Source organism: Streptomyces sp. NPDC043853 (assembly GCF_056436025.1).
Map to the genome: position 1 here is coordinate 257,044 of NZ_JBWKDJ010000011.1, position 21,829 is coordinate 278,872.

Consider the following 21,829-nt stretch of genomic DNA (forward strand, 5'->3'; position numbering starts at 1 on the left):
GGCGGGAAGGCTCGAAAGGATGGGGCGGGGTCAGCGCGGGTAGGGCGTGAAGTCGACGTCGAAGTCGAGCGGGAAGCTGCGGGGCTTGGTCCCGGTGGCCCGGGCGTAGGCGTTGGCGATGGCGCCGACGGCGGCGGGCACGCCGAGCTCGCCGGCGCCGCCCGGCTCGTCGCCGGTGGCGGGCATCACGATGACCTTGACCTCGCGCGGGGTGTCCTGCTGCCTGGCCCAGTGGAACTGGCTGTAACTGCCTTCCAGCGGGAGGCCCTTGTCGATGTGCAGGCCCGCCTTGAGGGTGGTCGAGACGGCATCGAGGAGCCCGCCGGCCATCTGCGCCTCCAGCCCGCGCGGGTTGACCGGCAGGCCCACGTCCACGGCGATGACCGCCCTGGTGACGCGGACCCGGTCCCGGTCCCGGGCGTCGATCTCCACCAGGCAGGCGGTGCGCGACTTGTACTCCTCGTGGAAGGCGATGCCCTGGGCGCAGCCGGCCGGCATGGCCCGCCCCCAGTCGCCCTCGGCGGCGGCCTTGTCGAGCACGGCGCGCTGGGCGGCGGTCTTCAGGAAGGCGCGGCGGAACCGGTACGGGTCCTGGCCGAGCCGGGCGGCGAGCTCGTCGACCACGATCTCCTCGGCGCCGCGGGTGTTGGCGGAGTAGACCGAGCGCCAGGAGGCGGTCGGGATGCCGGTGGGCACCTCGGTCAGCGCCTGAGTGGTCAGGCCGAAGTGGTACGGGGACTTCACGGTGGTCAGGAACAGGGTCTGGGCGAGGGTGGCGTTGCCGATCCCCAGCGGGAGGTGCGCGGCGGTGGCGGTGATGATCTCGCCGAGGCCGTGCCGGAAATCGGTCTCCGCGGCGGCCACCCGGTGTTCGAAGCTCAGCACCTCGCCGAGCGCGTAGGTGGCGCGGATCCGGTGGTGGGTGGCGGGGCGCATGCGGCCGTGCCGGGTGTCGTCGACCCGGGTCCACATCAGCCGGACCGGACGCCCGCACGCCTTGGAGACGCGGGCTGCCTCCAGGGCGCCGTCGAAGAAGAGGCGCCGCCCGAAGGAGCCGCCGGCCTGCACCACGTGGACGGTCACCTTGCCGACGGGCAGGCCGAGTTCGGCGGCGATGGTCTGGCGCGCCACGATCGGGGACTTCAGGCCGGACCAGATCTCGGCGCGGTCGGCCCGTACGTCGGCGACCGCGCAGTTGGTCTCCAGCGGGGCGTGGCTGACGAAGGCGAAGTCGAACTCGGCGTCCACGTACGGCGTGAGGAGCGGCGGCACCAACAACGGCGGGGTGGCGGCGCGCAGTCTGGCCCGGATCCCGTCGTCCGAGAGGTGGTCCGCGGGTCCGGGGCCCCAGCCGACCTGGAGGGCCGCCCTGGCGTCGAGGGCCTGACCGAAGGTCTCGGCGACGACGGCGACTCCGGTGGGGATCGTGACCACGTGGAGCACGCCGGGCATGGCCCGTACGGCAGCGAGGTTGGCCACCGAGACGACGGTGCCGCCCAGGGTGGGCGGGCGGCGCACCACGCAGGGCTTGGCCCCGGGCACGTCGAGGTCGAGGGTGTACTGCTGGCGGCCGGTGACCATGGCGCGGGCGTCCACCCGGGAGGTGGGCCGGCCCACGAGGGTGTGCTCCCGGGCCGGTTTGGGCGCGGCGCCGAGCACGAGGAGGGCGGGGTCGGCGGCGGCCACGGCGAGCTCGCCGTAGGGGGCGCTGCGGCCGTCGGGGGCGCGGACGGCGCCGTCGGCGGTGGTCAGGCGGGAAGGGGCCAGCCCCCAGCGGGCGGCCGCGGCCGCGACCAGCCGGGCCCGGGCCGTGGCGGCGCACTGCCGGACCGGACCGTAGAGCGAGCGGATCGAGTTGGAGCTGCCGGTGAGCTGGTTGAAGAGCAGTTCGGGGCGGGCGTCGTCGAGTTCCACCCGGACCCGGTCCAGCGGGCTGTCCAGCTCCTCCGCGACGAGCATGGCCACGGCGGTGGTCAGGCCCTGGCCGACCTCCTCCCGGGGCAGCCGGAAGCGGACGGTACCGTCCGGCTCGACGGTGAGCACCAGCAGCCCTGCGGTGGGTGCGCCGGCGAGGATGAACAGGTCGCCGAGGTCGACCAGGTCGGCGGGGGCGGGCAGGGTGGGAATGACCGCGTGGGCCTGCTGCGGGGCCAGGGCGTCGGCCCCGGCGCGGGTGGCGACCGCCAGCGTCGGCGCCGCGACCAGGTACGTGAGGAACGTACGCCGGCTCTGCCCTGTCATCTGTTCTCCGCCCGTTCGGACCTGGCACGTGCGCTTCATGACCCGACGTGCGAGTATCAGCTGATTACCGGCACGTAGGGTAGCGAGTACGGGGGGTGGGCGGAAGCGGCTCGGACGGAACTGGCGGGGTCCCCCGTTCGGGGTGGTTATTTTCGTTAACTCCCCAGGTCCGGGCGGTCGTACAGATCGTCCACACGTACGGGACGGCCGTTCCGGAGGGACGTTTTCCGGCCATGGGTCGACCATGGAAGGGACAGGGAAGCCCCCGCGAGCAGGAGGTGCCACATGCCCGAGTTCATGGACGTGCACACCAATATGAAGGGCGTCACGAAGGACCAGCTGATGGCCGCCCACAGGGCCGATCTCGCGATCGAGGGCGAGCGCGGCGTGCACTTCAAGCAGGCATGGGCGGACCCCGAGTCCGGCCACGTGTACTGCCTCTCCGAGGCGCCCTCGGCGGAGGCGGTCCAGGAGATCCACCGGCGTTCCGGACATCCGGCGGACGAAATCCACCCGGTCCCGCTCACCGTCTGATCGAAATCCAGTACCGTCCAATCACATCCGATCCACACGAACGGTTCCGGGCGGGCTGCGGCCCTGGCCGGAACCGTTCGCACGGTTCAGCACGGCCGGAAGGCCTTTGGCATATGCCAGATGCAAGGACTTAACGGATGTTGCCAAACGCCTTACAGGCCGTCTCAGCCTGTGCCACAGTCGTGACACGTCCTTCCTCCAGACCTGGCCGTGCCGCGCCCGTATCGGAGTTCCCATGCCGTCGCACCTGTTCGCGGACCGTCCCGCGCACCCCTCCCAGCCCGGGTCGGTGGACGCGCTGATCAAGCAGACCCGGCGGCTGCGCGGTGATGTGGACGCCGTGCGCCGCGACACCGTCGTGGACGAACACGACGCCCAGGGCCGCTGGCAGCGCGCACTCTGCGATCTCGCGGTCCACCACCTCGACGACCTCGGCGAGCACCTCGGGCAGCTCAAGGAGGGCATGCCGGCGGCCGTCGTCCCCGAGCACGAGGCCCTGCCGCAGTCCGCTCCGTACGAGCCGGAGGCGGACCTGTCGAGGGTCGGCAGCGCCGAGTGGAACCTGCTGACCGACGAGGTCACCTGGTCCGAGGAGCTGTTCCAGATCTTCGGCCGGTCCCCGGAAGCCGGACCGCTCTCCCTCGACGAGCTCGGCTCCACCCTCTTCTCCGAGGACCAGCCCCTGCTCACCGCGATGGTGACGGCCTGCCTGGTGGACGGGCGCCCGATCGACGGGGAGTTCCGCATCGTGCGTGCCGACGGCCGGGTGCGGACCCTGCACATGCGCGGCGAGCCTGCCCTCGACCCCGACGGCTGCACGGCCTCCATGTGGGCGGTGCTGCGCGACGTGAGCGAGCTGCGCCGGAGCCAGCGCGTGGTGCGCGAGACCCGCGACTCCCTTCAGCGCCAGCAGGAGATCGCCCGGACCGAGCACCGGTTGGCCGTGGAGCTCCAGGAAGCCGTGCTCCCCCCGTGGCGCGGCTCCCTGCGCTTCCCGCACGGCAGCACCGGCGCGCTCGACGTGGCCGCGCACTACATGCCCTCCGCGACCAGCGCCCTGATCGGCGGCGACTGGTACGACGCGCTGGAACTCCCCGACAGCTGCTCGCTGCTGACGGTCGGTGACCTCACCGGGCACGGGGTCACCGCCACCTCCGGCATGGCCATGCTGCTCGGCGCGCTGCGCGGCATGGCCATGGCCGGCATCGCGCCCGGGCCGCTGATGGGCTGGCTCAACCAGCTGCTGGAGACCTCGGTGCAGCCCGCGCTGGGCTCCGCCGTCTGCTGCCGGTACGAGCCGGTCGGCCGGCTCCTGACCTGGGCCCAGGCCGGGCACCCCGCCCCGCTGCTGTTCCGGCACGGTTCCGGCCGGTCGCTGGCCTCGCCCGAGGGCATCCTGCTGGGCGCGACCTCCGGGGCGGTCTACGGGCAGGCCGAGGAGCGCCTGGAGGTGGGCGACGTACTCGTGCTGCACACGGACGGACTGACCCCGCGCAGCATCGAGTTCAGCAAGACCGACGGCACGGAGCGACTGCTGGCCCTGGCCCCGCGCTTCTCGGCGGCGAAGTCGGCCCAGGAGTGCGTACGCCTGGTCATCGAGGAGTTCGGGGAGGGCGAGCGCGAGGACGACGCGTGCGTGCTCGTCGCCCGGATCGGCGCGTAGCGGTTCCGGCGGGGCGCGGTCCGGCAACCCCGGTCGGACCGTGCGTGCCACGGCCCGTGCGTACGGTGGAACCCCCGCCTGATGGAACCCGTGCCTGATGGAACCCCCGGGCCCGGAACCCCCACGTCTGCGAACTCCCACTTCCCCAAGCCGGGTTACCCCGTTCCGCCGGGCCGACCCGCGGCGTGGCCCCCGTAACACCCGTAGCCCCCGTAGCCCCGCGGCAGAACCCCCGTTCCCCCGCGCGGGATCACCCGCTCAGATCTCCGTCCCGCGCGCGCCCGCGCCCGGACTGCCCGGGAGGGCCTGGGCGATCTCCGCCCGGAGGTCCTCGATGCGGTGGTAGCCCGCGTACTCGCCGGTCAGCCGGTACATCTCGCGCAGTCGGTCCCAGGTCCGGTGCGAGGAGGTCTCGTTCATGGAGACCAGGGCCAGCCGGGCGTACCGGTCGGCCTGCTCCGGGTCGTCGGCGATGAAGCAGGCCGAGGCCAGCGAGATGTAGTCGAAGATCTGCGACCGGTTGTGGCCGGCCCCGCGCAGCCGCAGCGCCTCCTTGGCGTGCCGGGCGGCGATCGGCGCCGCCGAAGCGTCGTGGTCCGCCAGGGTGCGGTACGCCAGTGCCTGCATGCCGTGCAGGTCGGCCTCGTCGAAGTGCTGCATCCAGGAGGGCGGTGGCACATCGCCCTTGTCGGACACGAAGAGGTCCTCGGCTTCGCCCAGCGTGCGCCGCATCGCCTGCCCCTTGCCCATGGCGGCCTGCGCCCACGCCTCGATGGTGTGCAGCATGGCCCGGGTGCGCGGCAGCGCCTCCTCGCCGGCCCCGGAGCGGGCCAGCTTCATCAGGTCCAGGGCCTCGTTCGGCTTGCCCAGGTGGACCATCTGGCGGGCGGCGCGGGACAGCGCCTCCCCGGCCCGCGGCCGGTCCCCGCCCTCGCGGGCCGCGTGCGCGGCGATCACGAAGTATTTCTGCGCGGTCGGCTCCAGACCCACGTCGTGGGACATCCAGCCCGCCAGGACCGCCAGGTTGGCCGCCACCCCCCACAGCCGGCGCTGCAGGTGGTCCGGGTGGTGGTACGCCAGCATGCCGCCGACCTCGTTCAGCTGGCCGACCACGGCCTTCCGCTGCAGCCCACCGCCTCTGGACGCGTCCCACGCACGGAAGACCTCCACCGAGCGCTCCAGCGCCTCGATCTCCTGGGATCCGATGGGGGCCGCCTCGTAGCGGTCGTATCCCGCCGGGTCGGCGTGGTGGGAGTCGGCGAACCGGCCGGCGTCCCGGTCCCGCCGGGGTTCGGTGTGCAGCCAGTCGAACATGGCGTTGCTGAGGGCGGAGCCGCCGGTGAGCACGGCGCTCGCGCCCATCATCCCGCGTCGGTTGAGCATGAGGTCCATTCCCGTGAATTCGGTGAGGACCGCGGCTGTGCGTTCCGGCGCCCAGGGCAGGCCGTCGGGGTTGTCCTTCACCCCGTCCGGCTGCCGTTTGGCGGTGCGCCTCTGCCGTACGAACCCGAGGTCCTCGATGGTCACGACACGACCGAGCCGCTCGGTGAACAGGGCCGCCAGTACGGTGGGCACCGGCTCGCGCGGGGTCTCCCCCATGTCGATCCAGCGCCGCACCCGCGAGGTGTCCGTGGCCAGCTGGTGGTGGCCCATGGCGGCCGCCTGCCGGTTGACCATCCTCGCCAGTTCGCCCTTCGACCAGCCGGCCAGGCCGAACAGGTCGTTCAGACGGGTGTTTGGTCCTCTGCTCACGTCAAGCCCCCAGGTTCTCGGCTGAGTTGACAGTAACCCCGGGTCAGATGCCGAGCGACTATTCGCCAGGGTCCGCCAGGGTCCGCCCGATGTTCCGCCACCCGCGCCGGGGTGTCAGGTAGGAATGCGCCTCCCCGACCCGGTCCCCTGGCCGCACTCCCCAGGGTGACGAACGGGACCGGGCGGGGCGGCGTACGCAACTCGTCGGCGCACGAAGGGATCCGTATCACTCATGTACGCAGCATCGTCCTCCGTGTCCGCACCCGTCCGGCCGCACCGCACGCTCCAGGCCGGCGGCGGCCCGTACCTGGAACCCGGTCGCGCGGCGGTCCCGGCGCAGGGCGCCGTACGGGCGCGGCGGATGCCGGGCACCGGAACCCAGCCGCTGAGCGGAAGAATCGACCTGTCGGGGCCGCAGGGTGCGCAGCTGCGCACCGCGCTCGCCTCGGTGCAGCGGATCTGTCCGGAGTTCGCTCCGGTGCAGGTGCTGCGTCGGAGCGGACGGTCGGTCCTGCTGGTCGGCACCACCGGGCGGGCGACCGCCGTCGCGAAGGTTTTACTGGACCACTCGCCGGAATGGCGCGAGCGGTACCGGCACGAAATAGCTGCGTACCGGGCGTTCGTCCGGCACCGCCCGCCGGTGCGGGTGCCGAGGCTGATCGCGGCCGACCCGGAGAACTGCACGCTGGTGGTGGAGCGCATGGCGGGCCGGGTGGCCGCCCTGCAGCGGCACCCGGTGGAGGCCCCGCCGCGGGCCGACGTGAGGGCGGTGCTCGGCGCGGTGTGCCGGGTGAACCAGTGGCGTCCGCCGGGCGACCTGTTCGGCCGCCCGCTGGACTACGCCTCCCGGATCACCCGGTACCACGAGCTGGGGCTGTTGACCGACCGGGACCTGGGCGACCTGCAGAAGCTGCTGCACGGGCTGGCGGTGTCGGGTCCGCAGTGGCAGTTCAACCACGGTGACGCCCTGCTGTCGAACGTGCTGCTGTCGCCCGCCGGTCCGGTGCTGCTGGACTGGGAGCACGCCGGCTGGTACCTGCCCGGGTACGACCTGGCCACGCTGTGGACGGTGCTGGGCGACGCGCCGGCCGCCCGGTCGAGCATCAGCCGGCTGGCCCAGTCGCAGGGCACGGCGGCCCGGGACGCCTTCCTGGTGAACCTGATGCTGGTGCTGACCAGGGAGATCCGGATGTCGGAGACGGCCGTCCAGCGCTCGATGCTGGCGACCGCCCCGACGCAGCCGCTGCCGGCGGGCTCCCTGTCCTCCGGCGAGGAGCAGCGCCTGCTGCTGCGCCGGCTGCACGACGACTGCGGGATGGCCCGCAGAGCGGTGCGGGCGGCGGTCGGCACCCGCTGACCGGTCCACCCCACGCCCCGCCCGCCCCGCGCTGAGCCCCCGGGAGCTTCCTCCGCCCGGGGGCTCAGCGCTGTCCGCGGTGCGGCATCCGGCTCAGCGGTGTTCGGGGTTGGGGAAGTCGAAGCGGCAGCCGGCGTCCCACAGGGAGCGCTGGTTGCCGTGGGCGGGGATGCCACCGGCCTGCTTCAGGATCGCGGCGAGGTGCATCAGGTTCCATGACATGAAGGTCGTGTTGCGGTTGGTGAAGTCGTTCTCCGGGCCGCCGGAGCCTTCGTCGAGATAGGAAGGGCCGGGGCCGGCCTCGCCGATCCAGCCCGCGTCGGCCTGTGGGGGGACGGTGTAGCCGAGGTGCTGGAGGCTGTAGAGGACGTTCATCGCGCAGTGCTTGACCCCGTCCTCGTTGCCGGTGATCAGGCAGCCGCCGACCCGGCCGTAGTAGGCGTACTGCCCCTGCTCGTTGAGCACGCTGGAGCAGGCGTACAAGCGCTCGATGACCTGCTTCATCACGGAGCTGTTGTCGCCCAGCCAGATCGGTCCGCACAGCACGAGGATCTCGGCGGCCATGATCCGCGAGTACAGCACCGGCCACTCGTCGCTCTCCCAGCCGTGGTCGGTCATGTCCGGCCAGACGCCCGTGGCGATGTCGTGGTCGACGGCCCGGATCAGCTCGGTGGTGACCCCGTTCGCCTCCATGACCTCGCGGCTGCGGGCGATGAGGCCCGCGGTGTTGCTGACCTCCGGGGAGCGCTTCAGCGTGCAGTTCACGTAGACGGCCCGCAGGCCGGGGTAGCGGTACGGGTGCTCCGTGCTTTCCTGGTCCGGCATCTGATCCTGGTTCACGGATCCAGGCTGTGACGGGGACCGGGGACCCGCCACCCGGGTGGGCCGTACGCGCGGCGGAGCGGCTCAGACGAAGCCCTCGGCGACCAGTTCGGTGGCCTCCGGAGTAATCCGGTGCCGGCGGCCCGAGCCGCCGGCCACACGGCTCCAGCTCTCCACCACGAGTGCCTCGCCGTCGAGCGCCCAGGAGAAGCCGCCGTACATCCCGGGGACCGGGAAGTACATCTTGGGTTCGGTGAGTTCGGTGACCGGCCCCAGGGGCGGCATCCGCAGCCGGTGGCGCTCCGCCAGACCGTGGCTGTCCTCGGCGATCAGGGCGTGCAGACGCCGTTCCAGGGCGGCCTGCGCGGAGGGCTCCAGGGGGTGGCGCACGACGGGGGTGAGCAGGGGGACGAGTGCGGCGTGGCCGCGGGACAGCGCGATGTCCAGGGGACGCTCGCCCACGGCATCGGGGAGAGTGCGCCAGGCCCCGAGGTCCACGAGCCGACCGGCCACCGCTGCGGTGGTGCCGTGCCAGGCGGCCTGGTGGAGCGGAGCGTATGTGCTCGGGCCGCCGATCCGGGCGGAGTTGACCCATTCGGGGACCTCGGCCAGCAGCTCGAACACCCGCTCCCAGAGGCCGTCGCGGGCAGCGTCCGCGAGCAGCCCGCGCCTGCGGACGGTTTCGCCGGAGTACGCATCGGGGGTGGTGACGCCGTCCCACTGGGAGCGTTCGGTCACGGTCAGGGTTCCTTCCTGATGTCTTCCGGGTGTCTTCCGGGCGCCTTCCCGGAGTCCGTCGGCGGGCCGGTCCTGCACACCGCTTGACTTCACATGATCCCCCGAACACCTTTTCTGATTCAGCATCAGGCACTCCCTCCGTGCCCCGCCCTCCCCCTACCTCCGTGCCTGCTGTCCCTCTGTTCCTGTCCCTCCCATCCCGATGCCCCTGTCTCTGTCTCTGGAGGCCGTCATGTCTTCTTCCCCCACCCGCCGTACGGTCCTGGCCGGCACCGGCGCCGGGCTGCTCGCCGCCGGAGTGCTGCCCACCGGTGCGGCCCGCGCCGCCGACGGGCCGCCGCTCGGCGAGTACGACGTCGTCGTGGTCGGTTCCGGCGCGGCCGGCATGACGGCCGCCCTGACCGCCGCCCGGCGGGGCCTGAGCGTGGTCGTGGTCGAGAAGGCGCCGACCTTCGGCGGCTCCGCGGCCCGGTCCGGAGCCGGTATCTGGCTGCCGAACAACTCGGTGATCCTCGCCGCCGGCGTGCCCGACACCCCGCAGAAGGCCGCCACGTACCTGGCGGCGGTGGTCGGCGACGGGGTGCCCGCGGACCGGCAGGCCGCGTTCCTGTCCAACGGGCCGCGGATGCTGGACTTCGTCATGGCGAACAGCCCGCTGCGCTTCCGCTTCATGGAGGGTTACAGCGACTACTATCCGGACCTGCCGGGAGGGCTGCCGAACGGCCGTTCCGTCGAGCCCGACCAGCTCGACGGGAACGTCCTGGGCGCCGAACTGGCCCGGCTGAACCCGGCGTACATGCCCGTGCCCGCCGGGATGGTGGTGTTCAGCCAGGACTACAAATGGCTGACGCTGGCGGCGGTGAACGCGAAGGGCGCGGCCGTCTCCGCGGAGTGTCTGGCGCGCGGCACGAAGGCGGCGCTGTGCGGGGAGAAACCGCTCACCATGGGCCAGGCCCTGGCGGCGGGCCTGCGGGCCGGGCTCCAGCGGGCGGGGGTCCCGGTCTGGCTGAACTGCCCGCTGGTCGACCTGGTGCGGGAGGGCGGGGCCGTCACCGGCGTGCTGGTGGAGCAGGCCGGCGTACGGGGCGTCGTACGGGCCCGGCGGGGGGTGATCGTGGGTTCCGGCGGATTCGAGCACAACGCGGAGATGCGGGCCCGGTACCAGCAGCAGCCCATCGGCACCCAGTGGTCGGTGGGGGCGAAGGAGAACACCGGCGACGGGATCCGGGCCGGGGAGCGGGCGGGCGCGGCGCTCGCGCTGATGGAGGACGCCTGGTGGGGCCCCTCGATCCCGCTGCCCGGTGAGCCGTACTTCTGTCTGGCGGAGCGGACCCTGCCGGGCGGGCTGATCGTGAACGGGCGGGGCACCCGCTTCGTCAACGAGGCGGCGCCGTACAGCGACGTGGTGCACGTGATGTACGAGAAGGACCGGGGCGCGCCCGGGTCGCACATTCCGGGATGGCTGATCGTCGATCAGAACTACCGCAACAAGTACCTGTTCAAGGACGTGCTGCCGACGTTCGTGTTCCCGGAGTCCTGGTACGCGGCGGGCGCGGTGAAGAAGGCGTGGACCTGGGACGCGCTGGCCGCGCAGATCGGAGTGCCGGCCGCGGCCTTCCGGGCCACGCTGAACCGGTTCAACGCTCAGGCGTGGGAGGGCGGCGACCCGGACTTCGGACGCGGGAACACGGCGTACGACCACTACTACACGGACCCGGGTGTGCACCCGAACTCGTGCCTGGCCCCGCTGTGGGCGCCGCCGTTCTACGCCTTCCGGATCGTCCCGGGGGACCTCGGCACGAAGGGCGGGATCGTGACGGACGCCCGCGCGCGGGCGCTCCGGCCGGACGGCTCGGTGATCCGGGGGCTGTACGCGGCGGGCAATGCGAGCGCGGCGGTGATGGGCCACAGCTACGCGGGGGCGGGTTCCACGATCGGGCCCGCGATGACGTTCGGCTACGTGGCGGCGAACGACATCGCGGACTCCGCCGCGTAGGTACCGGTGGCGGCGCCCCGGTCTAGCCCTGCTGGAAGAGCTCGGCCGGGAGCGGCTTCAGCAGCGCGTAGAGGTCGTCGGTGATGGGCCGGTCCCAGCTGGCGATGGTGACCAGCACGTTGTCGCTGCGGTCGAACTGCACGCAGCTGATCCGGGACTCGGAGAGCTTGATCCGGCGGACGATGAGGAGGTTGTCGCCCTGCATGACGGGGCAGTCCTCGATGCCGGTGACCTCGACGTCCTCGTCGTTCTCGAGGGCGTCGAGGAGCTGGGCGACCTCGAAGGGGACCTGCTTGTCGGCGAGCTCCCGGGCCGGCGAGCCCTCGGGCAGATTCCCGATGATCATCGCGGGGCCGCGGCCGCCGAACAGGTCGTAGCGGAGGAAGACACCCTGGCAGCTGCCGTCGGCGGCGGGCAGCAGCCCGGCCCCGAGGTTGCCCGGCCAGTCCCCCGGATCCATGGCCAGGACGTCGAAGTCCGGGCCTGCGGGTGTGGCGGCGCGGTGGCGGCGGAGGAAGGACATGCGGCAATGGTACGTGGCCGGGTGAGTTTTTCCGGCTCGGGGGGCCTCCTCGCGGCCCGGCCGGGGGCGCGGCCCGTCGGGCGGGTCAGGGGCGGAGGGCCGAGGGGCCGGTGCAGGTGGCTCCGTGGGCCTCCACCCGGGCGCGCAGCTCACGGTCGGCGGTGACCACGAGGCAGCTCCGGCCGGCGTACTCGGCGGCCAGTTCGACGATCCGGTCGTCCCCGCTGCCGGGGGCGCTCTCCACCCGTACGCCGGGGACCGAGGCCACGCCCCGGGCCGCTCCCTCGACCACCAGGACGATCTCCCCGGCGCCGCCGGGCAGGGCTTCGGGCGGGGTGGCGGCGAGCCGGTCGCGAAGGCGTTCGGCGGCGCCGCGCCGGTCGCGCCACCAGCCGTCCGGGACGGAGCCGACCACGTTGGCCCCGTCCACGATCAGTACGTTCGCCATGTTCACCGTGCTCACCGTGTTCGTCGTGTTCGTCGTGTTCGTCGTGTTCGTCGTGTCTGCCATGGTCGCCATGGTGGCTCAGACCGGCGGGACCAGCTCGAAGTACCGGGGGACGAGCCGTTCGTCGCCGGTGACGTCGAGCGCCGTGGCAGGGATGCGCTGCCAGAGGAAGAGCATCAGGTCCGATGCGGTGCCGGCGAGCTCGACGGCGGCCGGGCCGTCCGGGGACAGCCGGACCCGGTCGCCGTGGAACTCGACGGTCCAGTCGCCGGGGCCGTCGGTCCGCCGGAACCGGTAGCGCTCCCCCGCGCCGGGCGGGGCCTGCCGCATGGCGCGGCGGCCGGGGGCCATGGCCTGGATCGTCTGGAGCACGGCGTCGGCGGCCAGGGCGGGGTCCATCGGGGCGGGCTCGCCGAGGGCGCGTTCGGCGTCCCAGCGGTGCACGGCGGTCTCGATGGTCTGCATCCGCAGCCAGAAGGCGGCGGTGTGTTCGGCGGGGTCCGGGTGCCAGGTCCAGACGTTCAGGTCCGGGTCCGTGACGCGGAACAGCTCCGCGAGGTCGGCGGCTCCCTCGGTGAACCATTCGGTGAGCTCGGGCGGGGCGGGGGCGAGGTTCGGTGCCCGGTCCGGGTGCGGCCAGGCGGCCAGGACGTCAGGGGCTGCGGGCAGCGCGTAGAGGGAGAGGTCGGCGGGGTCGGGGCGCTCGGTCAGCACGTCGCGGAGGATCCGGGCGACGTAGCGGTGGACCCCGCCGAGGTGGCCGACGAGGTCGGAGAGCGACCAGTCGGGGCAGGACGGGACCGGCGGCGCGGGCCGGCCCGCATCGAGCGCCTGGTGGGCGGCCTCCGCGAAGGCCGCGGCCTCGCGGCGGAACGCGGACACGGAGTCCGTTCCGGTGGCGGGTGCGGCCCCGGCTCCCTCGGTGGCTTCCCTGACGTCCGTACGGTCCGTACGGTCCGTACGGTCCATGCGGTCCATGCGGTCCATGCGGTCCATGCGGCCACTCTGTCAGTCCGGGGCGTGCTCCACAGGTCACCCCTTGCGCAGGACGCGATATCCGAGCGCCGGCGCCAGGCGCAGGACCGCGTGCAGGAGCTTCACCCGGCCGATGCGGATCTCCGCCGTCTCACGGCGGATGCCGCGGATCACGGCTGCGGCCGCGTCCTCCGCGCTGATCTTGCCGCGACCGCGCCCGCGGGTCATGTCGGTGTCGACCAGCGGCAGCACCGCGTCGATCACGCGGACGTGGTGTGCTCCTGCACCCCGGCGTTGTTGATGACCACGGAGAGCAGCGGATGACGCCCCGGCAGTTCCTTGGCGAAGGCGTCAACCGCGTCCGGGTCGGTGAGGTCGAGGGGGTGGGTACTGACCCGGCCCCCGTACTCGGCCGCGAGGGAGGCGAGCCGGCCGGGGTCGCGGCCGACCGCCACTACGTGCGCGCCCTGGGAGACGAGTTGCCGGGTCAGTTCCCGGCCGACGCCGCGGGCGCCGCCGGTGACGAGGACGGTCCTGTCGGTGAGGTTCATGCCATGGCCTTTCCAAGCTGCCGGGGAGTGCGGGTGAAGGCGGCCCGGTAGGCCGCGGGGGTGACGGCGGTACGCCGTTTGAAGTCGCGGGTGAAGTGCGACTGGTCCGTGTAGCCGCAGGCGAACCCGACGGTGCACAGGGCGTGCCGGCTGTTCATGAGGAGGTCGGCGGCTGCCTCCGCGCGCGCGGTGGCGATCAGGCCCCGGAAGCCGCCGGCCGGGTGCAGGCGGCGCTGGAGGGTGCGGGAGGACATGTCCAGGCCGGCGGCGAGGCGGTCGGGCCGGTGTGGCCGACCGGGGTGGCGCCGCGGGCGGGCCCGACGGGGCCGGCCGGCGGGCGGTCCTCGGCCGTCCAGGTGAACCGCCAGTGCGCCAGGTCCGTGCCGGGCGGAGGCGTGGTGAAGACACCGTCGGCCTAGACCAGGACCGGTGGCCGGCCCCCGGTGCCGGCGCCGGCCGTGGCCGTGACGCCGCGCGGCCGATGGCGCCGAGCAGGGCGGTGAGCGCGCCGAGGACAAGGACGTCCGCGGCGGGCTCGGGCGGTGATCCGGGCGGGCCGACGTGCTCGGCGCGGATCTCCCGGTCTCCTGCGCCGACGAGGACGACCCGGTTCCGTGAGCGGGTGAACCATTCGAGCCGGGCCCAGCGCTCGATCAGGTCGAACGGGGTGCTCGCGCCGAGGAGCGCCGAGATCGCCGGGTCGGAGCGCATCTGCGGCAGTACGCGTCCCACCCGGAGCAGGGGCAGCAGGCCGTGCCGTGCGGCGATGCCGGTGAGGTACCGGCGTTTGGCCTCGAAGGGCAGCAGTGGCCCGCTCCTCGGTGGCGTCCGGGCGTGGATGCCGTCCCCGGCGAGCGCTCGCTGCACCGCCGTGACCCGTATGCGTGCATGGTCTTCCCCGTTCTCCTGCCGGGGCAGACGCTATGCGGGCCGCGGCGGCGGCGTCTTGAACGTTCACGCCACGGGGAGCCGGAGCGGAGCGGCCGCCGCCACCGGCGGCCGACTGCGTCAGACTGGGGCATGGACCGCTACGTGAACCCGGATCCCGCGCCCGCCATGTACGGGCGGCTGGCCGTGCAGACCACCGGCCTCGGCCCGGCCGACTGGCTCGCCGAACGGGAGCGGGAGGGGCAGTTCGGAACCGCGGCCGGGGTGGCCGCACCGGGGTTCGCCGCCTACGCCCGGGTCCTGCACCCGGCCTCGCTCGGAGAACGGCCCGTTCCGTGGTCGGCCGTGGGCGCGGCCCTCGGACGCCCGGTGGGGCCCCGCACCCGGTGGCACGAGCTGGTTGGCCTGGACGTCGACTACCTCAACGCGTCCGTGTACGGGCTGCCCGGCGTATGGGACGAGCATCCCGAGGAGGGCCCCACCCCGCCCGCGCTCGCCCAGGCCCTGATCCCCGTACTGGCCCGGCACACCGGGACCCCGGACCGCTGCTGGTTCGGCCTCTGGCACGGGTACGGACGCTGGGACTTCTCGGCGGTGCCCACCTTCGCCAGACCCCACCGGGACGAGGTGCTCCTGGCCGGTGCGCTGTCCGACGCCCCCTCGCCGGTGTCGCTGGACGAGTTCGCCCAGCTGCCCGACCTCTGGTGGCCGCAGGACCGCGCGTGGTGCCTGGGCGGGGACGTGGACCTCGTCAGTACCTACGTCGGCGGCACGGCGGACCTGGTGGCCGACCTGCTGGCCACGCCCGGGATCGAGGTGGTGCGGGTGTCCCCGGACGATCCGGTCGGCTGAGCCGGCTCAGGGCCGGGCGCAGCCCGCGCCGGCGGCGGCGAGGGCTTCGGCGAGGCCGGCGCGGTCGGTGCCGAGCTTGCGGTAGACGGCGGAGAGCAAGGCGTCGGCGGGACGCTGGGGATGGTCGAGGATGACCTGCCGGTCGGGCTGGGGCGGCGGGGTGGTGCGGACGGCGAGTTCGGCCACCGCCCGTTCGGCCACCGCCCGTTCGTCCTCGGTCAGGCCCTCCTCGGCGGCGGTTTCGCAGGGCCGGTCGCCGCCGAGGCGGAGGAGGGTGTTCGTGGCCTCGGCCACCAGGCCGTCCGCTCCGCACTCGCGGGCGGTGACCACGGCCCGGGTCAGCATGTCGGTGTCGCCGAGTTCGGTGCCCAGGGCGGCGAGGGCGCAGGCCAGTTCGTGGCCGGCCGGGGAGGCGGAGAGGAGCTGGACGGATTCGGTCAGCAGCGGGATGCGGTCGGCTGCCGGAGCGACCTCGGCGGAGTACCGCAGGGCCTGTCCGATGGCGGAGGGGGCGCCGAAGGCGCGGGCCCGGCGGAGCGCCTCGGCGGTCAGGGCGCGGGCCCGTTCGGGTTCTTCGGGGGCCACCGCACGGGCCAGGTGGAGCCGCCACGGGCACCAGGAGGGGTTCTGGATGCCGCGCGGGGTGAGCCGGCGGTCCACCGCCTCGAGTTCGGCGGCGGCCGCCTTCCGGTCGCCCCGGGCGAGCAGCAGTTCGGCGTAGACGGTCTGGGAGTCGGGGAAGACCACGGCGGCCGGGAAGGGCTCTCCGTACTCGTGTTCGCGGGCGAGTTCCCATGCCTCCTCGGTGCGGCCGCGGGCGAGCAGGATCTCGACGAGGATGGCGACGGCGTACCAGTGGACGGGGGTACGGCGGCCCACGCGTTCGGCGAGGCCGAGGCCGGCCCGGGCCAGTTCCTCGGCCTCGGCGAGCCGGCCGCGCCGGAAGCGGATGTAGGCGTGCAGGCCGTATGCGAAGGACAGGTGGGCGCCGCGCCAGCCCTGGCGTTCGAACTCGGCGGTGCCCGCCGCGAAGAGCTCCTCGGCGCGGCCGGGCCGGTCGGCGTACAGGTGGGTGAGGGCGACGAGGACGGGCACCTCGAAGCCGCGGTCCTCCTCGGCCCAGCTGAGCCGGTCGCCGAGGGCCCGGCGGGCGTGGTGGAGCACCACGTCGACGGGTTCGCCGCGCAGGGTGGCGTCCCAGGCGCGCAGGCCGATGACGTAGCGCTCGGTGAGGTCGCGGCCGGTGAGCCGGTCGGCGAGGCGGGAGAGGCGGCGGGAGCGGGCCGGGGAGTCGGGTTCGTCGGAGCGGAAGGCGTCCCACATGAACTGTTCGGAGGTCAGGCGGAGTTTGCCGCGGGCGTCCGGGGCGTGCGGGATCTCCGCGGCGAGCGCTTCGGAGGCTTCGGCGAGGCGGTCGCTGTGGGCGAGGACCTGGGCGAGGCGGATGACGATGCCCTGGCGGAGGACGGGGTCGTCGAAGGGTTCGTCGAGGGCGGCGCGGAGGTGGTTGACCGTGTTGGCGGGTTCGGTGAGCAGGGAGGCGCAGCCGAGTTCGTAGAGGACGGCGGCGCGTTCCCCGAAGTCGGGCGGTTCCAGGAGGGCGCGGGCGAGCTGGCGGCGGGCGGCGTCGGGGGCGCCGGCCCGGAGGTTCTCCCGGGCGGCTTCGCGGAGGGTGCGGACGACCCAGGGGTCGTTCTCCGGGTGGGTTTCGAGGAGGTGCCGGGCGGCGGCGGAGGCGCCGAGCCCGGCGTCGATGACGGCTGCCGCGGCCTTGCCGTGGAGGGCGGTGCGGAGGGCTTCGGGAATGGACCGGTAGAGGGCGGTGGCGATGAGCGGGTGCACGAACTCCAGGCCCTCGTCCTCCTCTCCGCCCGCGGAGAGGATGCGGGCGGCGCGCAGCCGGGAGGTGGCGGAGGCCGCTTCTTCGGGGCCGAGGGCGGCGACCCGGGCGGCGATGTCCTGCGGGATGGCGGTGCCGAGTACGGCGCAGGCCCAGGCGAACCGGACGGTGGCGGGGCCGAGGCTGTGCAGACGGGCGACGAGGCCGGCGCCCTGCTGGGCGGCGGCGAGGTCGCGGAGCAGGGGCGCGCTGGATTCCACGGGGGCGAGCGAGCGGTCCCGGACCTTGGCGGTGAGTTCGACGGCCTCGAAGGGGTTTCCGGCGGTGACGGCCCAGGCCTCGTGGCAGAAGACCTCGTCGGCGTGGGCGCCGACGGTCTCCCTGACCAGGGTGCGGACGGCTTCGGCGGTGAGGGGTTCGAGGGTGAGGGGGCGTTGTCCGGCGCGGCCGGGGAGGGTACGGAACGCCTCGGCGTGGGGCGGGAGTTCATCGGGCCGGTAGGCGACGACGAGCAGCAGCGGGAGGTGTTCGGCGCGCGGGGCGAAGGCGGCGAGCCAGCTCAGGGATTCGGGGTCGGCCCAGTGGGCGTCGTCGAGGACGAGGACCACGGGGGCGCGCTGCACCGCGAGGTGGGTGAGCACCCAGTCGAGGCCGTCGCGCAGGCCCTGCGGGTCGGGCGGGGCGCCTTCCTCGGGCGCGCACAGGCCGAGGGCGGGTCCGACGATGGCGTACCAGGAGCCGAGGGCGGAGCGGAGTTCCTCCTCGCCGGTGCCGGCCAGGTGGGGTTGGAGGAGCTGGCGGGCGACGTGGAAGGGCTGGCTCTGTTCCTGTTCGCCCCCGCGGGCGGAGAGGACGGTGCAGTGCCGGGCGTGGGCGCGGCGGCGGATCTCGGCGAGCAGGGTGGTCTTGCCGAGGCCTGCCGGACCGGAGAAGGCCAGCAGGGCTCCGCTCCCGTCGGCCTCGGGCCCGGCGAGCCGGTCCAGGGCCTCTTCGACGGTGGCCAGTTCGGCCTCGCGTTCGAGCATGGTGCGCCGCAATTGCCTCCGGCGGTCCGTCATCGCTGCTTACCCTCCGGCCTGTTCGGAGATTCAGCGTACGCCCGCGCACGCGCGGGTGGAGCCATCTGTCCGCGAAAGATCGGATCTTCCTAGGACCGATCGGACGGGACCTCTCCATGTACCCGTCGGCGGGACGGCCGGAGCTACGCAGACCCGCCGGAACGGGTACCGGTCCGGGCCGCGGAACGGGCGGCGAGCCGCTCCAGCACGGCCACCGCCTCACGGGCCCTCTCGACCGGAACGAGCAGGTGGTCGTGGTGGTATCCGGCGATGACGTTGCAGCTCAGCCCGTGCGCGGCGAGCTCGGCGGCGAAGGCTCCGGTGAGCCCGACGGCATCGAGCGCGGAATGCACCCGGAGGGTGATCCATCCGGCGACGTACGCGTACGGCAGCCCGGCCGCGTCCGCGTCCTCCTGCCGCAGCACCAGGGTCAGCCCTTCCGCCTCCCGGACGGTGGCGGCGGGCCGCAGCCCGGCCGGCACCTCGGCGCCCTGCACCGTGGTGAAGACGTACCTCTCGTCCTGCAGTTCGGGCCGCATCCCGCTCAGCAGCCGCGCCAGATCCCGTTCGCCACTCATGCGGGCACGGTACCCGCGCCCCCGGCGCACATCGCGCCGACGGGCCCGTACCAGGACGGCGGGACCCCGCCGTGTTCCGGGGCGCGCGGCGCGACCACGGGCGGCGTAATCAGCGGAGCACGGAGGACCCGCCGAGCACGCTGGGCGGTGTGAGCGAACGCGCACAGGACGCAGCGGGCAGCGCCGGGCCGACCGCGGGCGCCACGTCGCCGGACCGGCTGATCGCCCTGTCCGACGGGATCTACGCCATCGCCATGACCCTGCTGGTCCTGGACATCGGCATCGAGCCCGGCCTGGACGGGCCCGCGTTCCGCGAGGGTCTGGCCGACGTACTGCCCCACCTCGGCGCGTACGTCCTGAGCTTCGCGATCCTGGCCGCGTTCTGGGGCGACCAGCGCCGCATCCTCGGCCTCGCCAGGCTGGTGGCCGCCCCCACCGTGCTGGTCGCACTGGCCGGACTGGGGGCGATCGCGCTGGTCCCCTTCCCCACCGCCGTGCTGTCCGAGTACGCGGACGAACCACTGGCCGTCGCCGCCTACGCGGCCACCGTCACGGTGATCGACCTGCTGCAACTCGCGCTGTTCCACACCATCCGGCGCCGCCCGGGGCTCTCGCATCCCGTCCCCGACCGGGTGCGCCGCGACATCGTCACCGACCTGGGTGTTTCCGCCCTGGTCTGTGCGCTGACCGTGCCGATCGCCTTCGTCTCCCCCGCAGCGGCCGTCTGGATCTGGCTGATCCTGTTCCCGGTCAAGGCCTTCCTCGGCACCCGCGCACGCCGACGCACACCCGCACCGGACTGAGAGCCCATCAGACCGACCCGCGGCGCTGGACTTCGATCTCCAGGAGTCTGCGGAGAAGGCGGTGACCGATCACGACCCGGGGCTGGAGGCCGTGGCCGACTTCGCGGGCTCAGACTGCGGTTGAGGTCACGACGGAACACAGGACGAACAGGCTCGCGCAGAACAACCACAAGTGGTCCTGAGCACGGGCAGTCTGACACCACCTCATCCCGGCGGGCAAATCCCATGGCGACGCGAACGAGAGCGCGCCCCTCGCGCTGTGTGCATCAAGTACGGGGTTTCTCAAAAACTTTGACACTGCGTCGCGAGGAGAATGTCACACCCCGCCCGCTCAGCTTGACGCGACGGCTTGACGTCCACCTACACTCCACCTCCGCCACTCTGGCGATCATGATTTCTGGAGGAGATTCATGACAAACATTCGGCGCGCCATGGCCGTTGCCCTTCCGGCTGCGGCCGCCCTGGCCTTCAGCGTGACTCCGGCACAGGCCGGCGTCGGCATTGCCTGCACGGGAGAGGCCAACTGCGGAACCTTCTACTACAACTCGGGTCTGAGCGGATCGCGCACGACTTTCACCGGAAGCGGCGGCATCAACGGCAGCATCAGTGACCTCGCGGGCTACAAGTTCCTGGACTCGGGAGCCGGAAAGGGCACGCCGGTGAAGAACGGCGCGGCTTCCTTCTACAACGGCAGCCCCACCCCGACCACGATCTTCTTCAACAGCGGCTACAACGGCGCGTGCGACACCATCGCCCCGTACACGAACGCCAACCGTCTGGTGAACACGTACAACGACAACGCCTCCATGGCGTTCGGCGCGTCCGGCTCGAACTGCTACAAGTTCAACTGACGGGTAAACCGTTCCTTCTTTGCATGTCAGCCCCGTGTGACCGCAAGGCCCACACGGGGCTCCGCAGGAGCAACCAGATGAGACGTTTGGTGCCAGCCACGCTGGCCATGTTCGCCCTGGTGGGGTGCACGGCACAGGGATCGCAGGGAGACGGCGACCCGGCGGGCCGCCACACCAAGGATTCCGAGGCCTCGAAGGGGTCCTACACCTACCGCCTGCCCATCGCCGCGTACAGCTACACGGACGCGGAGTACGCATCCATCGAGGCGGCCGAGCACGTGCTGGCACGCACCTGCATGGCCCGCTTCTCCCTGAGCTACCAGCCGCCCCGGCCGGGTCCGCCGCAGCCGGGCGCCGATCGCCGGTACGGCCTGTCGGACGAGAAGGCCGCCTCCCTCTTCGGCTATCGGCTGGATCCGGCCGGGGCCCCGAAGCAGCCCGAGCAGCTCAGCGCTGACGTACGCGCCGTTCTGTACGGCAAGCGGGAATCCGGGTCCGGGCCGTCCGAGTACCAAGGGAAGAAGATCCCGGAAAACGGATGCCTCGGAGAGGCGCAGAACGACCTGCGCAAGGAACACTCGAATCCGGAGGGGGCCGAGGCGGCCAGCCGGATATCGTCGCAGAGCTATCAGCAATCCCTGCTGCTGCCAGAGGTACAGGCCGGATTCAAGAACTGGTCGGCTTGTATGCAGAAGAATGGATACGCATACGCTTCACCCCGTGATCCGTTTGCTTCGGAGGAATTCCGCGAAGGTCCCGTGACAGAACGGGAGAAGGCGACGGCACGGGCCGATGTCGCCTGTAAGCGTCAGACCGGCCTCCTGGACATATGGTTCACCGCGGAGTCGAAACTCCAGACGGCGATGATCGCCAAGGACCGGCAATTGCTCCAGAAGCTGCAGGACGTCCACCGGAAGAAGGTCGCCGCGGCGAAGGAGATCCTCGCGAAGGGCTGAGCCCCCTCGGGCCGCCACCTCGCCGGCCTCCGCCCCGCGCGCCTCGGTGGTCCGGGTCGAAGACCGCCCCGGACCACCCGGTGATCACGACTCAGTGCACCTAGGTGAGGTCGAAGTCGCCGCCCCGGGCGCCCAGGACGAAGGCGCGCCACTCGTCCGGGGCGAAGATCAGTGAAGGGCTCTCGGGGCGCTCGCTGTTGCGCATCGCGATGAACCCCTCGACGAAGGCGATCTGTACGTCGCCCGCGCCCTGGCTGCTCGACTGCCAGTGCGCCCCGGTCAGATCCAGGTCCGGCTTGCCCCAGCCGGCGAGGGGCTGCGAAGTCATGCTCTCGGCCACGTGGTGCTCCTCCCGTACCGCATGTGTCGTCGTCCGGGGCTCAGGTTAACCACAGCGGGCGGT

21 protein-coding genes are annotated in these 21,829 nt (G+C 72.8%); 8 read left to right on the top strand and 13 right to left on the bottom strand.

The genetic code is table 11. The features are described 5' to 3' along the window. Positions 1-30: 30 nt before the first annotated feature. Positions 31-2,241 carry a xanthine dehydrogenase family protein molybdopterin-binding subunit gene (locus AC067U_RS27100; protein WP_478832381.1) on the bottom strand — a complete coding sequence of 737 codons (2,211 nt, stop codon included), beginning with the start codon at positions 2,239-2,241 and terminating at the stop codon, positions 31-33. A 285-nt stretch (positions 2,242-2,526) separates the two neighbouring features. On the opposite strand from AC067U_RS27100, the gene AC067U_RS27105 reads away from it, so the two are divergent. Both AC067U_RS27105 and AC067U_RS27110 read left to right on the top strand, forming a co-directional pair. Beyond that, a complete protein-coding gene (locus AC067U_RS27105; RefSeq protein WP_478832382.1) occupies positions 2,527-2,775 on the top strand; it encodes an SCO4226 family nickel-binding protein in 249 nt (82 codons plus the stop codon). A 235-nt stretch (positions 2,776-3,010) separates the two neighbouring features. Further along, a complete protein-coding gene (locus tag AC067U_RS27110) occupies positions 3,011-4,438 on the top strand; it encodes a PP2C family protein-serine/threonine phosphatase (protein ID WP_478832383.1) in 1,428 nt (475 codons plus the stop codon). A gap of 258 nt (positions 4,439-4,696) precedes the next feature. Here AC067U_RS27110 and AC067U_RS27115 read toward each other — a convergent pair whose 3' ends face one another. Next, positions 4,697-6,190: a DNA-binding protein NsdB gene (locus AC067U_RS27115; RefSeq protein WP_478832384.1), complete on the bottom strand. Its 1,494-nt coding sequence runs from the start codon at positions 6,188-6,190 to the stop codon at positions 4,697-4,699. 232 nt (positions 6,191-6,422) lie between these two features. On the opposite strand from AC067U_RS27115, the gene AC067U_RS27120 reads away from it, so the two are divergent. Then, the gene (locus AC067U_RS27120) at positions 6,423-7,547 is read left to right on the top strand and encodes an aminoglycoside phosphotransferase family protein (protein WP_478832385.1); all 1,125 of its coding nucleotides are present in this window, start codon (positions 6,423-6,425) and stop codon (positions 7,545-7,547) included. Positions 7,548-7,640: 93 nt separating this feature from the next. On the opposite strand, the gene AC067U_RS27125 is transcribed toward AC067U_RS27120, so the two are convergent. Together AC067U_RS27125 and AC067U_RS27130 are read right to left on the bottom strand one after the other, a co-directional pair. Further along, complete coding sequence (locus tag AC067U_RS27125) at positions 7,641-8,372, bottom strand: flavodoxin family protein (RefSeq protein ID WP_478832419.1); 732 nt, start codon at positions 8,370-8,372, stop codon at positions 7,641-7,643. Between the two features lie 81 nt (positions 8,373-8,453). Next, entirely contained in the window at positions 8,454-9,107 is a 654-nt protein-coding gene (locus AC067U_RS27130) for an ankyrin repeat domain-containing protein (protein ID WP_478832386.1), read from the bottom strand. A gap of 232 nt (positions 9,108-9,339) precedes the next feature. Here AC067U_RS27130 and kstD point away from each other — a divergent pair, with 232 nt between their 5' ends. Continuing rightward, positions 9,340-11,103 (top strand): 3-oxosteroid 1-dehydrogenase, encoded by a 1,764-nt coding sequence (gene kstD, locus AC067U_RS27135; RefSeq protein ID WP_478832387.1) that lies wholly within the window; start codon positions 9,340-9,342, stop codon positions 11,101-11,103. Positions 11,104-11,125: 22 nt separating this feature from the next. Here the strand turns inward: kstD and AC067U_RS27140 are convergent, their stop codons facing one another. The 6 genes from AC067U_RS27140 to AC067U_RS27165 all read right to left on the bottom strand — a co-directional run bounded on the left by AC067U_RS27140 (position 11,126) and on the right by AC067U_RS27165 (position 14,118). Then, on the bottom strand, positions 11,126-11,626 hold the full coding sequence (locus AC067U_RS27140; protein WP_478832388.1) for a hypothetical protein: 501 nt from the start codon (positions 11,624-11,626) through the stop codon (positions 11,126-11,128). An 85-nt stretch (positions 11,627-11,711) separates the two neighbouring features. Next, positions 11,712-12,074, bottom strand: coding sequence for an NYN domain-containing protein (locus AC067U_RS27145; RefSeq protein WP_478832420.1), 363 nt, complete (start codon positions 12,072-12,074; stop codon positions 11,712-11,714). A 78-nt stretch (positions 12,075-12,152) separates the two neighbouring features. Next, a complete protein-coding gene (locus tag AC067U_RS27150) occupies positions 12,153-13,070 on the bottom strand; it encodes a maleylpyruvate isomerase family mycothiol-dependent enzyme (RefSeq protein WP_478832389.1) in 918 nt (305 codons plus the stop codon). 36 nt (positions 13,071-13,106) lie between these two features. After that, positions 13,107-13,313: a hypothetical protein gene (locus AC067U_RS27155; protein WP_478832390.1), complete on the bottom strand. Its 207-nt coding sequence runs from the start codon at positions 13,311-13,313 to the stop codon at positions 13,107-13,109. Beyond that, complete coding sequence (locus AC067U_RS27160) at positions 13,310-13,600, bottom strand: SDR family NAD(P)-dependent oxidoreductase (protein ID WP_478832391.1); 291 nt, start codon at positions 13,598-13,600, stop codon at positions 13,310-13,312. Before AC067U_RS27160 ends, AC067U_RS27155 begins: the two co-directional genes overlap by 4 nt. Then, a complete protein-coding gene (locus tag AC067U_RS27165; protein WP_478832392.1) occupies positions 13,597-14,118 on the bottom strand; it encodes a helix-turn-helix domain-containing protein in 522 nt (173 codons plus the stop codon). Before AC067U_RS27165 ends, AC067U_RS27160 begins: the two co-directional genes overlap by 4 nt. Before the next feature lie 502 nt (positions 14,119-14,620). Between AC067U_RS27165 and AC067U_RS27170 the strand changes: the two genes are divergently transcribed. Beyond that, positions 14,621-15,340 carry a hypothetical protein gene (locus tag AC067U_RS27170; RefSeq protein ID WP_478832393.1) on the top strand — a complete coding sequence of 240 codons (720 nt, stop codon included), beginning with the start codon at positions 14,621-14,623 and terminating at the stop codon, positions 15,338-15,340. 6 nt (positions 15,341-15,346) lie between these two features. Here AC067U_RS27170 and AC067U_RS27175 read toward each other — a convergent pair whose 3' ends face one another. Both AC067U_RS27175 and AC067U_RS27180 read right to left on the bottom strand, forming a co-directional pair. Then, on the bottom strand, positions 15,347-18,238 hold the full coding sequence (locus AC067U_RS27175) for an ATP-binding protein (protein ID WP_478832394.1): 2,892 nt from the start codon (positions 18,236-18,238) through the stop codon (positions 15,347-15,349). A gap of 143 nt (positions 18,239-18,381) precedes the next feature. Next, complete coding sequence (locus AC067U_RS27180) at positions 18,382-18,816, bottom strand: ACT domain-containing protein (protein ID WP_478832395.1); 435 nt, start codon at positions 18,814-18,816, stop codon at positions 18,382-18,384. A 149-nt stretch (positions 18,817-18,965) separates the two neighbouring features. Between AC067U_RS27180 and AC067U_RS27185 the strand changes: the two genes are divergently transcribed. From AC067U_RS27185 to AC067U_RS27195, 3 genes are all read left to right on the top strand, one after another. Continuing rightward, complete coding sequence (locus AC067U_RS27185; protein ID WP_478832396.1) at positions 18,966-19,619, top strand: TMEM175 family protein; 654 nt, start codon at positions 18,966-18,968, stop codon at positions 19,617-19,619. Positions 19,620-20,029: 410 nt separating this feature from the next. Next, positions 20,030-20,470 (top strand): peptidase inhibitor family I36 protein, encoded by a 441-nt coding sequence (locus AC067U_RS27190; protein ID WP_478832397.1) that lies wholly within the window; start codon positions 20,030-20,032, stop codon positions 20,468-20,470. Positions 20,471-20,547: 77 nt separating this feature from the next. Next, a complete protein-coding gene (locus tag AC067U_RS27195; protein ID WP_478832398.1) occupies positions 20,548-21,426 on the top strand; it encodes a hypothetical protein in 879 nt (292 codons plus the stop codon). 100 nt (positions 21,427-21,526) lie between these two features. Here AC067U_RS27195 and AC067U_RS27200 read toward each other — a convergent pair whose 3' ends face one another. Further along, positions 21,527-21,754 carry a DUF397 domain-containing protein gene (locus AC067U_RS27200; protein WP_478832421.1) on the bottom strand — a complete coding sequence of 76 codons (228 nt, stop codon included), beginning with the start codon at positions 21,752-21,754 and terminating at the stop codon, positions 21,527-21,529. Positions 21,755-21,829 lie beyond the last annotated feature (75 nt).